The 16,015-nt window shown below is 50.3% G+C and carries 13 protein-coding genes; 1 reads left to right on the top strand and 12 read right to left on the bottom strand.

Annotated elements, in window-relative coordinates; all coding sequences use genetic code 11:
• Nucleotides 1–8: 8 nt before the first annotated feature.
• The 3 genes from DWZ16_RS04740 to pyrH form a co-directional block, all read right to left on the bottom strand.
• Nucleotides 9–734, bottom strand: a complete 726-nt coding sequence (locus tag DWZ16_RS04740) for an isoprenyl transferase (RefSeq protein ID WP_106999775.1) — start codon at nt 732–734, stop codon at nt 9–11.
• Between the two features lie 125 nt (nt 735–859).
• Nucleotides 860–1,414, bottom strand: coding sequence for a ribosome recycling factor (frr, locus tag DWZ16_RS04735; RefSeq protein WP_022360460.1), 555 nt, complete (start codon nt 1,412–1,414; stop codon nt 860–862).
• 13 nt (nt 1,415–1,427) lie between these two features.
• Complete coding sequence (gene pyrH, locus DWZ16_RS04730; protein ID WP_106999774.1) at nt 1,428–2,129, bottom strand: UMP kinase; 702 nt, start codon at nt 2,127–2,129, stop codon at nt 1,428–1,430.
• A 529-nt stretch (nt 2,130–2,658) separates the two neighbouring features.
• Here pyrH and DWZ16_RS04720 point away from each other — a divergent pair.
• Complete coding sequence (locus tag DWZ16_RS04720; RefSeq protein ID WP_022360458.1) at nt 2,659–2,952, top strand: helix-turn-helix domain-containing protein; 294 nt, start codon at nt 2,659–2,661, stop codon at nt 2,950–2,952.
• A 128-nt stretch (nt 2,953–3,080) separates the two neighbouring features.
• Here DWZ16_RS04720 and DWZ16_RS04715 read toward each other — a convergent pair whose 3' ends face one another.
• The 9 genes from DWZ16_RS04715 to DWZ16_RS04675 all read right to left on the bottom strand — a co-directional run bounded on the left by DWZ16_RS04715 (nt 3,081) and on the right by DWZ16_RS04675 (nt 15,950).
• Nucleotides 3,081–4,334, bottom strand: coding sequence for a chloride channel protein (locus DWZ16_RS04715; protein ID WP_118522367.1), 1,254 nt, complete (start codon nt 4,332–4,334; stop codon nt 3,081–3,083).
• 48 nt (nt 4,335–4,382) lie between these two features.
• Nucleotides 4,383–5,660 carry a threonine ammonia-lyase gene (gene ilvA, locus DWZ16_RS04710; RefSeq protein ID WP_022360456.1) on the bottom strand — a complete coding sequence of 426 codons (1,278 nt, stop codon included), beginning with the start codon at nt 5,658–5,660 and terminating at the stop codon, nt 4,383–4,385.
• A 166-nt stretch (nt 5,661–5,826) separates the two neighbouring features.
• Complete coding sequence (smc, locus tag DWZ16_RS04705; protein ID WP_118522366.1) at nt 5,827–10,398, bottom strand: chromosome segregation protein SMC; 4,572 nt, start codon at nt 10,396–10,398, stop codon at nt 5,827–5,829.
• A gap of 2 nt (nt 10,399–10,400) precedes the next feature.
• Entirely contained in the window at nt 10,401–11,093 is a 693-nt protein-coding gene (rnc, locus tag DWZ16_RS04700) for a ribonuclease III (protein ID WP_107000387.1), read from the bottom strand.
• A 185-nt stretch (nt 11,094–11,278) separates the two neighbouring features.
• Nucleotides 11,279–11,509: an acyl carrier protein gene (gene acpP / locus DWZ16_RS04695; RefSeq protein WP_106999769.1), complete on the bottom strand. Its 231-nt coding sequence runs from the start codon at nt 11,507–11,509 to the stop codon at nt 11,279–11,281.
• A 101-nt stretch (nt 11,510–11,610) separates the two neighbouring features.
• Nucleotides 11,611–12,600 carry a phosphate acyltransferase PlsX gene (plsX, locus tag DWZ16_RS04690; protein ID WP_106999768.1) on the bottom strand — a complete coding sequence of 330 codons (990 nt, stop codon included), beginning with the start codon at nt 12,598–12,600 and terminating at the stop codon, nt 11,611–11,613.
• A gap of 176 nt (nt 12,601–12,776) precedes the next feature.
• Nucleotides 12,777–13,643 carry a patatin family protein gene (locus DWZ16_RS04685; RefSeq protein WP_106999767.1) on the bottom strand — a complete coding sequence of 289 codons (867 nt, stop codon included), beginning with the start codon at nt 13,641–13,643 and terminating at the stop codon, nt 12,777–12,779.
• 327 nt (nt 13,644–13,970) lie between these two features.
• Nucleotides 13,971–14,585, bottom strand: coding sequence for an AAA family ATPase (locus DWZ16_RS04680; RefSeq protein WP_118522365.1), 615 nt, complete (start codon nt 14,583–14,585; stop codon nt 13,971–13,973).
• A 12-nt stretch (nt 14,586–14,597) separates the two neighbouring features.
• Nucleotides 14,598–15,950, bottom strand: coding sequence for an SLC13 family permease (locus DWZ16_RS04675; RefSeq protein ID WP_118522364.1), 1,353 nt, complete (start codon nt 15,948–15,950; stop codon nt 14,598–14,600).
• Between the last annotated feature and the right edge of the window lie 65 nt (nt 15,951–16,015).

The raw sequence follows: 16,015 nt of genomic DNA, 5'->3' as shown, positions 1-16,015 counted from the left end.
ACTCCTCCTTATGCCTTGACTCCGCCAAAGCGTCTGTCTCTTTGATTGAACTGCTCAATTGCCTTTATAAGCTCGTCGCGGTTGAAATCCGGCCACAGGCAGTCCGTGATATAAATCTCACTGTAGGCAAGCTGCCACAGCAGATAATTGGACAGGCGGATCTCGCCGCTGGTGCGGATCAGAAGATCCGGATCCGGGATACCCGCCGTATCTAAATAGGACGCAACGGTCTGCTCTGTCACGTCCTCCGGCACCAGCTTTCCGTCCTGACAGTCCATCATCATATGGCGCACCGCGCGCGTGATCTCATCTCTGCCGCCGTAGTTGACTGCGATCACAAAGGTCATGCCCGTGTTTGCCGCCGTCTCGTCTTCCAGGCGGTTGATGCCCTCGATGATATCGCTGTCAAAGCGCGTGCGGTCGCCGATCATTTTGACTCTTACATTATTTTTCTTGGCAATCTTTAAAAGCCGTTTCAGATAAAAACGGAAGAGCTGCATCAGCGCCCCTACTTCTTCAGCAGAACGCTTCCAGTTTTCCGTTGAAAAACCATATACCGTCAGATAACGAATTCCCAGTCTCGCTGCATCCTCAACCGTCTGTTCAACCGTCACACACCCCTGTTTATGACCTACGGTTCTCGGAAGACCTCTCTTCTTCGCCCATCTGCCGTTGCCATCCAGAATGAGGGCGACATGCTGCGGAATTACCATGTTTTCGATGTCCCTTTCCATCCAGTTTTCCTCCATAATATTCCCTTAATAGCCAGAAAACAGGACCAGCCGGCCATCCGCATCTGCAATGCCGGCCAGCCCTGCTTGAGGCAGCCTGATTTTTACATTTAAACTCTATTGTATTTTTATACAGTCATGATCTCAGCTGTTTTTTCTTCTACTGCTTTATCAACCTTTGCGATCATCTTGTCAGTCAGCTTCTGGATCTGATCCTCGCCATCTGCCAGCTCGTCCTCGGTGATCTCGCCGCCTTTTTCCAGCTTCTTTAACAGGTCGTTTGCATCACGGCGGATATTGCGGACTGCAACCTTCGCGCCCTCGCCCTTTTTCTTAACATCCTTTGCCAGATCTTTACGGCGTTCCTCAGTAAGCTCCGGGAAAATCAGGCGGACTGCACTTCCATCGTTGTTCGGGTTGATACCCAGATCGGAAGTCAGGATCGCTTTCTCGATGTCCTTAATGAGCTTCTTCTCCCACGGCTGGATCAGAATCATACGCGGCTCCGGCACAGAGATATTTGCCACCTGCTGTAACGGGGTCGGTGCGCCGTAGTAATCTACTTTGATTTTGTCCAGTACGTGCGGGTTCGCACGTCCAGCACGAATGGATGTATACTCATTCAGCAGTGCGTCATAGGACTTATTCATCTTCTCTTCGTAAACTTTTAATCTCTCCTGCATAAAATCCTCCTAGTTATGCGGTAACCACTGTACCGTTAATTTTTCCGCGCATTGCATTTACAATTCCGTCTTTTTCATTCAGGCTGAATACTGCCATCGGAACGTGATTTTCCATACACATGATGGAAGCTGTGAGGTCTACGACCGCCAGCTGCTTGTCGATCACCTCCTGAATCGTGATCGTATCATACTTCTTTGCATCCGGGTTGATCTTCGGATCGCTGTCATAGACGCCGTCGATCGCCTTAGCCAGAAGAATGCAGTCTGCATCCATCTCAATCGCACGCAGCGCTACACCGGTATCAGTTGAGAAATACGGATGACCTGTACCGCCTGCAAAAAATACAACCATACCCTTTGAGAAATATTTATTGGCTCTGTCCTTTGAAAACAGCTTCGTCATGGAGCCGCACTCAAATGGTGTCAGAATCTGTGTCATCATGCCTTCGCTCCGGAAGATCTCCGACACGTAAATACAGTTCATGACCGTTGCCAGCATTCCGATCTGATCCGCCTTGGTCCGATCGATTGCATTGCTCTGGCGGCCTCTCCAGAAGTTTCCGCCGCCGATCACGATACCTACTTCGATTCCGTCATCGACCGCCGTCTTAACCTGTCTGGCTACTTCCTTGACCGTCGCTTCATCAAACCCGGTTTTCTTGTCGCCTGCCAGCGCTTCTCCGCTCAGCTTCAGTAATACCCGCTTTAATTCCATAATTCGGTTCTCCCTGTCTATATGTACGTTCTGATGTACATTTTATCTGTGATGACCGTAAAAAGCCGCGTCACCTTATCAAAGATATTCTACCACAAAAAATCCGAATGTGCGATAGAATTTTCGTAAATCCTGTGCATCCTTTCATTCTTTTCCCAAAACGCCTTTCTGTATACGGATTCTTCGCCCTGTTTTTCATTTTTTTCTCAAATTTTAGTGCCCGTTTTACTTCTTTTTCTATTTCACCTTTTCCCGCCGCTCTCATTCTGCCCCCAGCTTCTCATTATTTATCTGCACTTATCCTCTGCAATCTTTTTCTGTGCATTATTTAACAGCCTTCCTGGGTGCAATCCATGTATGTGCATTATTTTATTGGATATGCATTTTATAACATTGCAAATTTGAATCATTATATTGTTTGATAAAAATCAATTTCCAGCTACAATAGTTATATCAGTTGTAATTATTTATTATCTCTGAAATAACAATAACGCATGATTCTTTCGGATCGGGGAGGCACTTGAAAAATATGACAGCAATCGATCAAAAACAAATTAACAAGCAGCAGACAAACCGTTATGAAAAATATTACCGTCAGATAGGTCTCAACATCGCTTATTACCGCAAACTCCGCGGCATGAGCCAGATGGCTTTAGCAGAGGCGACCGATTTAAGCCGGACTCATATATCCAACATCGAGGCACCGAACATGAAAACGAGTCTTTCCTTAGAGAGTCTCTTTGATATTGCAGGTGTTCTGCAGGTTGCACCGCGCGCCCTGCTCGATTTCCGTGATGAGAAACCGCAGGATTTTCATGAATAAATCATGATAGAGCACGTAGATTCATGAATTTCTTTAAAGCATGACATTTTAGGGTTCCAAAGATAAATTGGAACCCTTTTTGTGGTATTCAAAAGTAAAAAATCAAAATTATGGTGAGCATTTTCCACCTATTTATTCGTCTTCCGGTTAATAAACTCCGTCCTCGTCTTCGAGTAGATAAATTTCTGACTCGCATACAGGCTGTAATAACCAGAGAAACTAAAGCTGACTGCAATCACCAGCACGAAAAACGGCATCGCCTCATAGCCAAAAAGCTCAAAGCCCAGCAGAAGCGTTGAGATCGGGCAGTTTGTGACTCCCACGAAGAGTCCCAGCATACCGCAGGCGGTCATAAGACCGACCGGCTGTCCAAAGAGAAATGCAAAGAAACTGCCAAACGCCGCGCCGATCGTCAGGGTCGGCACAATCTCGCCTCCCTTGAAGCCTGCCTCCAGCGTAACCGTCGTAAAGAGAATTTTCATCAGGAAATCCCATGGAAGTCCCTCGCCCTCGAAACATTTTTCAATCAGGGAGACGCCGCTTCCGTTGTAGCGGGTCGAACCGGTCAGAAGCGTCAAAACAATCACAATCGCCGCGCCGGATAGAATCCGCCAGACCGGCGATGGAAGATATTTTTTGTAGAGATGTTCCGTTGTGTGAAGCGTGATGCAGAAAAGCTCCGACACCAGCGCGCAGCCAGCCGCCAGACCGACAGCCACGATCGCTGTTTCAATACTCCACGCCGGAACCGCACCAATCGCAAACCGCTCCGGCATCAGTCCCCAGAACCTCGCCAGCGCCGCCGCCGTAAATGCAGAAAAGACACACGGAACCAGCGCTGCATAGTACATAACGCCGATGCTGATAACCTCCATTGAAAAGATCGCCGCCGCCATCGGTGTGCCAAACAAGGCGGCAAATACACCGCTCATGCCGCACATGACCGCAATCTTCTTATCTTTCTCATCAAATTTCAGCCATTTTCCGATCTGGGTTCCGATGCTTCCTCCCATCTGCAGCGCCGCGCCCTCGCGTCCGGCAGAACCGCCGCCCAAATGCGTCAGAAGCGTTCCTGCAAAGACTGCCGGGGCAGTCGCAAAACTGATCTCTGTGTTCGAATAGATCGATTCAATCACCATATTTGTGCCCCGGTTATTATCCTCTCCCAGCACATGGTAAACGCCCAGAACCAAAAGACCGCTGAGCGGCAGCAGAAAGACCATCCACGGGTGGCTCTGAAAGAATGCCGACACCCATAGGACGCATTTTCCAAATGCCGTGCCGATGCAGCCGCTCACAATTCCAATCACAATCGCGCCTTCCGCCCATTTTATAAAATAGGAAATATTTTTTAACACCGGCTCATATTTCTCCCGCTTCATTTCAATTCTCCCCTGTCTGCTCTATCTACACTGCTTTTCATTTCCACCTTAGACATCATAGATATTTTTGGATTTTACCAGCTTCGGACGGTAGCCTGCTTCCTTGAGCGCTTCCACTATCTTATTCTTGTGATCCGTACCAAACGCCTCAACGGTGATCCGCAGCTCCACTGCTGCGTTGCGGTTGATGCTGACAAACTGGTTATGCTCCAATTTGATGACATTGCCCTGTTCTTCTGCCATCAGGGTTGCGACTTTTGCAAGTTCGCCTGGCTTATCCGGCAGCAGTACAGATACGGTAAATACGCGGTCTCTCTGGATCAGACCATGCTGTACGATGGATGCCATTGTGATCACGTCCATGTTGCCGCCACTCAGGATGGATACGACTTTTTTCTTCTTCACATTCAGGTGTTTCAGAGCAGCCACAGTCAGAAGACCGGAGTTCTCAACGATCATCTTGTGGTTTTCTACCATATCAAGGAATGCCACGATCAGCTCGGAATCCTCGATGGTGATAATATCATCCACATTGATCTGGATGTACGGGAACAGCAGATCGCCCGGGCGTTTAACGGCAGTACCATCCGCGATTGTGTTGACGCTCGGGAGAGTCACTACTTTTCCTTCTTTCAGGGATTCCTGCATACAGTTTGCGCCTGCCGGTTCTACACCGATCACTTTGATCTTCGGATTCAGCAGTTTTGCCAGCGTTGCAACACCGGTACAGAGTCCGCCGCCGCCAATCGGAACCAGAATATAATCAACGGTCGGAAGCTCTTTGATGATCTCCATCGCGATGGTTCCCTGACCGGTGGCTACGTCCAGATCGTTGAACGGATGGATAAAGGTATATCCGTGCTCCGCTGCCAGCTCATTTGCATATGCCAGTGCCTCATCGAATACATCGCCGTGAAGAACCACCTCTGCGCCATAGCTTCTGGTACGGTTTACCTTCATGAGCGGCGTGGTCGTCGGCATAACAACCGTTGCCTTGCAGCCAGCCAGTTTTGCCGCGTATGCAACGCCCTGTGCATGGTTTCCAGCCGATGCGGTGATCAGACCGCGCTGTTTCTCCTCATCGCTCAGGGTGCTGATCTTATAAAATGCACCTCTTACCTTGTAAGCACCTGTATACTGCATATTTTCCGGTTTTAAATATACTTTATTGCCGGTCAAATTCGAAAAATATTCACTGTAAACCAGTTTTGTCTCGGAAATAACCTTGCTGACAACCTCGGTTGCTTCTTCGAATTTCTCCAGCGTCAGTCCCTGCGGCTCAGCCTGTACTGCCTCTGCTGTCTCTTCCTTTATTGTCTCACTCATTGTCTTTCCTCCATTTATCCGTATTTCTCAGAATGCGCCCTGCTTTTGCCGGTTCTCTGACCAGACAATCTGCCGGGTGTGTCCTGTTTATCTGAATCTGCGGCTTAAGCAGATTTGTTCTCCGCCAAACCAGTTTCAGCCGTGGCATGCTCAGCTATTTTTAGCTTTATTCATTCTCTGTCAATGCTTCATTTCTCTTAAACAGTGCATTGACGAAATCATTCGCATCGAATTTCTGTAAATCGTCGATTTTTTCGCCGATTCCGACGTATTTAACCGGAATACCAAGCTCGGACTGGATCGCAACCGCGATACCGCCCTTTGCCGTGCCATCCAGCTTCGTCAGGATGATGCCGGTGATATCCGCCACCTCCATAAACTGTTTTGCCTGTGCAAGCGCGTTCTGACCGGTCGTTCCGTCAAGGACAACCAATGTCTCACGGTAGGCGTCCGGATATTCTTTGTCGATGATCCGGTTGATCTTCTTTAACTCTTCCATCAGGTTTTTCTTGTTGTGCAGACGACCTGCCGTGTCGCAGATCAGCACATCGGCATTTCTTGATTTTGCCGCCGCGATCGCATCGTAGATAACAGCTGCCGGATCAGAACCTTCCTGCTGGGCGATCAGCTCAACGCCCGCGCGTCCTGCCCACTCCGTCAGCTGCTCAATCGCTGCCGCACGGAATGTATCCGCCGCTGCCAGAATGACCTTCTTGCCCTGATCCTTTAACTGACCCGCCAGCTTGCCGACCGAGGTCGTCTTCCCGACGCCGTTGACGCCGATCACCAGCACAACCGACTTGCGGTTTTCAAATTCGTAGGCATTTTCGCCCAGATCCATCTGTTCCTTGATGCTGGCAATCAGAAGATCCTTGCACTCTGCCGGATCCTTGATGTGGTTTTCTTTTACCTTTTTCCGGAGATCCTCGACGATCGCCATCGTCGTCTGGATACCTAGATCGCCCATGATAAGCGTCTCTTCGATCTCCTCATAAAAATCATCATCGATCGCGGAAAAACCGCTGAATACGGAATCAATTCCGCCTACAATGGAATCTCTCGTCTTCGTCAGCCCTTCTACCAGACGGCTGAAAAAACCCTTTTTCTTATCTCCCATGGCTGCGCCTCCTTTTCTATTTCTGAACTCTTTTTTGCAATTATAATTCTGCTTTTCCTCTTCCCGCTCCATCTGCGCCTCGATCAGGCTGACCGATACCAGCGTGGACACACCTTTTTCCTGCATCGTGATACCGTACAGGCGGTCTGCCGACACCATCGTACCTCTTCGGTGGGTGATGACGATAAACTGCGTGTAGCGCGTCAGCTTATGCAGGTACCCGGCAAACCGGTCTACGTTGGAATCGTCGAGCGCCGCCTCAATCTCATCAAGCAGGCAGAATGGCGACGGTTTTAAGTTCTGAATTGCAAAAAGCAGTGCGATCGCCGTCAATGCTTTCTCCCCACCGGAGAGCTGCATCATATTCTGCAGTTTTTTGCCCGGCGGCTGTGAAATAATCTGGATGCCTGCCTCCAGAATATCTTCTTCCTGCGACAGCTCCAGCGTACCCGTTCCGCCTCCAAATAATTCCTTAAATACTTTATCAAACTCGCGGCGGATCTCACCAAATTTTTCCCGGAACTGACGCCGCATTCCTTCATCGAGCTCCTCGATAATTTTTTCCAGCGCCGCCTGTGCCGCTACCAGATCTTCATGCTGGTTTTTCATAAATTCGTATCGGCCGGATATCTCCTTGTAGTCCTCGATCGCGTTGACATTGACATTCCCAAGGGCGCGGATCTCCATCTTTTTCTCATTGATCGACCGCTTCATTTCTGGAATCGAGGTCAACTCTTCCTTCCGCAGCTCTTCCGCGCGCGAATACGTAAGCTCATACTCACTCCACATATAATCGACCTGCGACTCCAGGCGCTCATTCAGGCGTTCTCTCTGATTCTGGAGACGGAAGTTCTCGCGGTCTAAAAGCTGGAGACGTTCGTTCAGCTCTTCCTTTTTATCAAAGAAAGTTTTCTGCCGCCCCGCCTTTTCTTCCTTCTCACGCTGCTTGTTCTGGATTACCAGTTCCATCTGCGTCCGCTTGTCCCCGGACGCCTGTATCTCGGCTTCCAGCGCTGCAATCTCGCGCTCTCTGGCAGCGATCGTCTCGCTGCTGTCCGCGTGACCGCCGGAAAGTTTCTCTTTCTCGGCCCGGAGACGTTCCTGCTCCTGCAATACACGGCGCAGATTTTCCTCGATAAACGCGCCCTTCTGCTCCGCCTGGGAATGCCCAAGCTGTATCTCCGAAAGGGCTGCCGCCGCTTCCCCACGCTGCTTTTTCGCCGTCTCAAGACCTGTCTGCTGCTCTTCCACGTACTGGTTCTTCTCATTGCTTAGCGTTTCAAGCTTCATCTCTTCGGTCTGCAGCTCCCGCAGCGCCCCGCGCAGATCGCCTACCTGCAGTTCGAGTTCCTGATTTTCTGAAGACAGATCCTGCGAGGAATCTGCAATCTCCTGCCGTCTCGCCTCTAGCTGGCAGATCGTCAGTTCCAACGTATTCTGCTGGATCTGCATCTGCTGGCGCCTCTCCTGGACGGATGCCAGTGTTCTCTTCGCTTCCGTCAGCCTGCGCCCCGTCTCTGCCAGCTCCTTCTGTACCGCTTCCACCTGTTCCAATGCCTTTTTGCAGGCAGCTTCCAGTTCTTCGATCTCACGGCGTCGTCCCAGCAGATTGCTGCTGTTCTTGAATGCACCACCGGTCATCGAACCGCCAGGGCTTAAAAGCTCGCCGTCCAGCGTCACGATCCGGAGAGAATAGCGGTATTTCTTTGCCAGCGCAATCGCATGATCGATCTGATCCACCACGACCACGCGTCCCAGCAGATAGGACACCAGCCCGCTGTATTTCTCATCCGCAGAGACCAGTTCGCTTGCCAGTCCAAGAACCCCCATTTCTTTCAGCGCCCCCGGCTGTCCAAAACTCTGGCGGCGTTCCATGCTGGTCAGCGGCAGAAACGTTGCACGGCCATACCGGTTCTTTTTCAGATGTTCAATCAGGCGTTTCGCCGTCTCCTCGGAATCCGTCACAATGTTCTGGATGCTGCCGCCAAGTGCCGTCTCGATCGCCGTCTCATATTTCTTCGTCGTGCTGATCAAATCCGCCACAACGCCATGAATGCCCGGAACACGGTCCCTGACTTCCATCACGCGGCGGATACTACCGCCGTAGCCCTCGTAGCGCTCCGCCAGATTCCGCATCGATTCCAGCCTCGTCCGGTTCGTGTGGTAATCCTGCTGAAGGCTCGAAAGTTTCTGGTTCAGGCGGCGTTCCTGTTCTTCCTCCGTGCGCGTCTGCTCCTGCAGCTCTTTTTCCTGCGCCGAAAACGCTTCCAGACATTCCTGCACCTTCCCTAATTTGGCTTCTTCTTCTTTTTTCTGCTCTTCCTGAACCGACTCATCGCTCTTGAATTTCAAAAGCTTCTGCGTCACTTCCGCCCGGCGCACATCCGCCTGCTCCAGCATCGTCTCATAGCGCTGACGGCGGGCGGCAAGTTCCGCTTTCTGGTTCAGAGCGTCCATGATCTCGGCTTTTGCCGTCTCGATCAAGGTTTCCGTCCGGCTGACCGCCTCGTCCATCGAACGGACTGCTGCCTCCGCTTCCTGCTGTTTTGCTTCGATCGTCTGCACCGATGCATTTAGTGCCTGTTTTTCAGACTCATATTCCGCCTGTTCTTCCTCTTTCTGATGGATTTCGCCGTCGATCGACGCCATCCGGCTGCGGATATGTTCTTCGTTCATCTGCTCCGTCCGGATCTGCTCTCTGAGAACTCCGATCCGTCCGGTCTTCTCCTGGCGTTCCAGGTCTTCCCGGCTGCACGCCTCACGATCCGCGGCAATCGCCGCATCCAGCGCATCCAGCTCGGTTCCGAGCAATTCGTACTCCGATTTCAGTGTCTCCGATTCCGCCCGCACACTCTCCTGATCGCCGGTCAGAATCATCTCCTTCTGCTCCACTTCCCGGATCTGGCGCTTCAATTCCTCCGATTCTGCCAAAAACAGGTTGGCGTCCAGGCAGCGCAGCTCTTCCCGCAGACGCAGATACTCCTTCGCCTCCTCCGACTGCCGTTCCAACGGTCCTACCTGTTTTTCCAGCTCGGACAAAATATCCGTCACGCGGATCAGGTTCTGTTTTTCATCTTCCAGCTTCTTCTGTGCGATCGCCTTGCGCCGCTTGAATTTCACGATTCCAGCCGCCTCGTCAAACAGCTCGCGCCGTTCCTCCGGCCGCCCGCTTAAAATCTGATCAATCTGCCCCTGTCCGATGATGGAATATCCCTCTTTACCGATACCCGTATCGTAAAAGAGCTCGTTGATATCTTTTAGACGGCAGCTCGTTCCATTAATCTTATATTCACTCTCACCAGAACGGTAAAGACGTCTTGAAACCGTGACTTCGTCGTACTCAATCGGAAGTTTGTGATCGGCATTATCCAGTGTGATCGCCACGTAGGCAAATCCCTGCGGTTTTCGAAGCTCCGTACCAGCAAAAATAACGTCCTGCATCGTGCCGCCGCGCAGCTGCCTGCTTCTCTGCTCACCGAGCACCCAGCGCACTGCATCGGCGACATTGCTCTTGCCGCTGCCGTTTGGCCCGACGATGCCCGTGATTCCGTTGTGGAACTCAAACAGAATTTTATTGGCAAATGACTTAAAACCCTGTATTTCAATACTCTTTAAATACATACCTACTCCTGCGGTTTTCTGATAGTGAGGATCCCACGGTACGCCGCACGCTGTTCCGCTGATTTTTTCGTCCGTCCGATGCCGCGGCCGATCTCCTGACCGTCCAGCATCGCGGACACTTCGAAGCTCTTGTTGTGATCCGGTCCTTCTTCTTTCAGAAGAACGTATGTAAGTGTCTCGTCTGTGTGTCCCTGCACAATCTCCTGCAAGATAGTCTTGCTATCATAAAAGAGCTTTTTGTGTTCCATATCGTTGAGAATAAATCGATGAATAAACTCTTTTGCATTAGCAAAACCACCGTCCAGATAAATCGCACCGATCAGTGCCTCCATCGCATCCGACACCACCGAATCGCGCCCCCGTCCGCCGGTCGCATCCTCGCCTTTTCCAAGCAGCAAAAATCCACCCAGATCGATCTCCTGTGCGCAGAATGCAAGCGTCGGCTCGCAGACCAGACTCGCACGTGTCTTTGTCATATCGCCCTCCGGCATCTCCGGAAACGTGCGGAACAGGAAATCACTCGATACCACTTCCAGCACCGCGTCGCCTAAAAATTCAAGACGCTCGTTGCATCCCAGTTTTCCAAGATGGTGCTCATTGGCATACGAACTGTGTATCATCGCGTGTTCCAGAAGCTTCTTGTCCTGAAACGAATAGCCAATCCGTTTTTCCAATTTATTTAATGTATACTCCATATATTTCTCTCTTTCCAGCCTGTCCTGCTGCTGACTGATTCCGGCAATCATTGCTATTTGTGTCTGTGAGCCAGAGTCAAACATCCGTTCTTTTTGGAAAGGAGCTGTCGCGATCCTGCCCTTCGGCAGCCCGCCCAGCCCCTTTGCCTGACAGACTTCTCTATAACTTTTTAACAAACATTGAATTAGTTCAGTGCGTTCTTGATCTGCTCTACTGCGTCGCCCACAGATACAATCTTTTCTGCCTCCTCAGTCGGAATTTCGATATCAAACGCCTCCTCGATTCCCATGATAATCTGAAAAATATCCAGCGAATCTGCGCCCAGATCATCCACAAACGTCGTATTTAACGTAATTTCATCTGCTTCAACATTCAGTACCTCCGCGATAATGTTCTGTAATTTTTCAAATTCCATAATTTTCTTCCTTTCTATGAACTTATTTTAAAATATTTAGAATTCTAGATTGATTAAAAACATATCGTTTTTTCGCTACATTTTATAATTTCACGAAAGTTTCACAGACTTTCCTTGATCTTTTCATTAATCGCCTGCTCTTTAAAGGTCACACACTGAAGAATCGAATTGCACACCTCGATGCGCTTGGAATTTCCGTGCGTCTTGACAACCAGCCCCTTCAATCCCAGAAGCGGTGCGCCGCCGTACTGGCTCGCATCGAATGCTTTGAGCGTCGTCTTCAACGCCGGTTTTACAAGCAATGCGCCGATCTTTGAGCGCAGGCTCGTCATCATGCCCTGTTTTACCATGGAAATCAGGGTTGCACCGACACCTTCATAGAGTTTCAGGATGACATTTCCGACAAATGCCTCGGAAACGATGACATCCGCGCCGCCGTGCGGAATCTCGCGTGCCTCGATGCTGCCGATGAAATTGATGTCCTTACATTCTTTTAAGAGCGGGAATGTCTCTTTCACCAGCGCATTGCCCTTCTCTTCCTCCGCACCGATGTTGACGATCGCCACACGCGGATTCTTGATGCCAACCACGTGTTCCATGTAGATGGAGCCCATCTTTGCAAACTGTACCAGATGGGACGGTCTTGCATCGACATTGGCGCCGCAGTCGATCAGCAGGGACACGCCCTTTTCTGTCGGAATCAATGGAGCCAGTGGCGGACGTTCAACGCCCTTGATTCTGCCGACGATCACCTGTCCGCCGACCAGAATCGCGCCGGAGCTGCCCGCGGAACAGAATGCATCCGCCTCACCCCTGCGGACCATATTCATGCCGACCACGATAGACGAATCTTTCTTCGTGCGGATCGCATTGACCGGCGGTTCCTCCGTCTCGATGACCTCAGTCGCATTGACAACCTCGATCTGTTCTTTCTTATATGTATGCTTTTTTAATTCTTCTGATACGACTTCTTCCTTGCCGATCAGGAAAATCTGAATATCTTCCCTCGACTGGGCTGCCATCACGGCACCTGCCACGATCTCACCCGGTGCGTTGTCGCCCCCCATGGCATCTACAGCTATCTTAACCATTGCGTGTTCTCCTTCTATCATTTATAGCGATACACATACCAAACCTGTCTTCCGCCACTGCGGCATATGTGGTCCGAACGAATCGCTCTTTCATCGTCACGCTGCAGCTGTCCCGCTTTTTATTGTCCACAGCCACATTACATCAATCTTTACTATACTAGAGATCAATCTATAAATCAATAAGATTTGAACCAATTTTCCATTGCATGCATCTGATTGGCAGCATCCTTCCTGCCGATATCATACGTCTCCTGCAATTTTTCAACACTATGTTCGGTTCTGCCGATTGGAAGCGCCACGCTCGGACGGATAACAAAAATTTTTCCCTCTTGTTCGAGGCGATCGATCCATTCCACCGTCTTATTATAGAAATAATAGCGGCTGCGAAGCGCCCTCACGAACGCCGGATATTTGTGATATGCCGCCTCCGGCAGCCAGAAATTGCCCGGTTTCTTGCGGTAGCCCGCCGGACGGGTCAGCACAACGACGCATTTTTTATACCCCATCTTAGCGAAGGCACGCAACGGAATGCTGTCCGTGCAGCCGCCGTCCAGAAGCTTCATTCCACCAACCTCGACCATATGGGACACATACGGAAGGGATGCCGTCGCACGGAAATATTCGACATCTTTGAACATATCTTTGATCTCCAGATACTCTGCTTTCCCTGTCTCCACATTGCTGCATGCAACATAAAACCGTGTATTTCCCCGGTCAAATGCCTCGTAATCATACGGATCCAGCCGTTCCGGTATATCATGGAAGCAGAACTGCTCGTCCACCAGATTTCCCGTCCGCAGCCAGTTTTTAAAGCTCATAAAACGCTTGTCATTGCAGTATTTTTTATAATAGCGGATGCTCCGCTCCTTCTGCCCCGACACAAACGAAGCCCCATGCACTGCCCCCGCCGAGACGCCGATCACGCCGTCAAATGAAATATCATGATCCAAAAACACATCCAGGACGCCCGCTGTGTAAATACCGCGCATCCCGCCGCCCTCCAGAACGAGACCGGTCTTTTTTTCTTTTTTTAACTCTGTCATATATCATCAAACTCCTATTAAATATCTTATATACTATAAAACAAGATCGAACAGATAGCAAATACGATTTTTCTATCTAATTCCATATTTTTTTAGTATAACGTTACTGTTCACGCATACGTGCCCAGTAACGGAATTTGCCGTGGCTTCGCATTTAAATACGGCAAATTCCTGCTGCCACCACGTTTTCTTACGGCACTTTCGGTTCCAAAAGTGCCCACCCGGGAACAGTAACAGTATAACACCTCGGCAGAAAAAGGGAAAGGGGGACGTGCGCCGCCTATGCACACGTTCCCCTTTCTCTTTTTCTTCGATATCTCTATTATTTTATTTCTGCATCGCGTCCATCCGCGCCTGCACATACTCCTCCAGCATCTTCGTCGTTCCCTCAATTCCCAGCCGGCTGCTGTTGATCGAAAGGTCATAATTTCTGGAATCTCCCCAGCGTCCGCGGCTGTAACAGTTGTGGTAGGATTTCCGCCGCCAGTCCTTCGTCTTTACCAGACGTTTCGCCTCGTCCTCTGAAAGTCCGTGCAGATGCTCAATTCTCTTCACCCGTGTTTCCTCATCGCCCAGCACAAAGATCGTGATCAGTCCGTCATATTCCTTTAAAACCGTCTCCGCACACCGTCCAACTACCACAAACGATTCCCCTGAATCGGCCTTGTCTTTCAGGTAACTGAACTGCATCTGCGCCAGATTGTTCTCCAGAGAGCTTGAAAATCCGCTGACATTGCGCGCCAGAAAACGGTTTAGCGGCTTCTCGTCGTATTTTTCCAGCACACGCGGATCCACACCCTTTTCCTTGGCAATACTGTCCAGCATCCTATGATCATAAATCGGAAGTTCAAAATGCTCTGCCAGCGCTTCCGCTATCTTGTGTCCGCCGCTGCCAAACTGTCTGCTGACCGAGATGATCACTCTGTTTTTCCTCTCCTCCATATAAAAGCCCCCTTAAAAGTATCTCACATATATACAAACCATGGAAATCAGGATTACCAGCACCGTCGCCGGAGCTGCATACCGGCAATATTTCCCCCAGCCGATAAAATGTCCGTTTTTCGCTGCCACTGAGATACCAACTACGTTTGCCGAGGCTCCGATCGGAGTTCCGCAGCCGCCAATATCCGTACCCATCGAAAGCGCCCACGCCAGAACCGAGAGATCCATGCCGCCTGCCTGCGCCAGACTCCGGATAACCGGGATCATCGTCGCCGCAAATGGGATATTGTCCACAAATGCACTCGCAAGCGCCGACAGCCACAGCACAATCGCTACTACCCATTTTACATTATTTCCACTGACTGCGTCAATGATCCCTGCTAAAGAATTTAGGACGCCCGTCTGCTCCATGCCGCCGACCACGACAAAAAGACCAATGAAGAATAGCAGCGTCTTATAGTCAAGCTTCTTAATCATGCTGAGCGCCTCACCGCCGGATGCCAGCAGCGAAAAAGCACCGATAAATACGCCAATCGTCGCAACTGTCAGTCCCGTCTGTGCATGCGTCACCAGCATCACGATCGCCGCCGCAAAGATCACCACGCTGACCGCAAACCGTTTCCGATCCGCGATCGCCTCCTGTGGGGATGGATATGTAACCGCTTCGTCATGCTTTTCACTCGCCTTTAATTCTTTCCTAAAGGAAAAATAGAAAAACAGCACGACAAAAATCAGCGAAACACCCGCCATCATACCTGTATTTAAAATAAAATCTTTAAATGAATATCCGAGCGAGGTTCCGATGATAATATTCGGCGGATCGCCGCACATCGTCGCAGAGCCGCCTAGATTCGAACAGAAGATCTCTGAAATGATCATCGGAATCGGATCAAAATGCAGAAGATGCGCCAGCTCTACCGTGACCGCTGCCAAAAAAAGAATAACGGTAATACTGTCGATAAACATCGCCAGAAGCGCCGACATCAGCATAAATGAAATAAAAATCGGGATCGTCTTATAATGTACCGCCTTGGCGATTGTCAGGCACAGCCACCGGAAAAATCCCGCGCGCTCCATGCCCTCCACCATCAGCATCATACCGGCAATAAAAAGAATCGTCGCCCAGTTGATGCCGCTCGAGGACTCTGCCGCCGCCTCGGTCTGAAACCAGAAGTTCGGAATCATGAAGCTGTGCAGGCTCAGTGTCTCCGCCGCTGCCGCCTCACTGTGCATACAGACGCCAAACACCAGCACCAGCGTCAGAAGCCCGCATCCGAGCGATACGATATGCCTCTCAATGTGATCCCAGATGATAAGTCCAAACATTACAATAAAAATAATCACAGCCAAAATTTGTGCTGCCATCTTTGTGCCCCTCCTTTGTCAGTCCTTTTTCTGCCATCCTCCATACTGGCTTAGAACCCCTTGCA

This window comes from Clostridium sp. AF29-8BH (assembly GCF_003478145.1).
GTDB classification, from domain to species: Bacteria; Bacillota; Clostridia; order Lachnospirales; family Lachnospiraceae; genus Otoolea; species Otoolea fessa.
The sequence above is the reverse complement of the archived record's forward strand: the minus strand, read 5'-3'. Positions and strand labels throughout refer to the sequence as shown.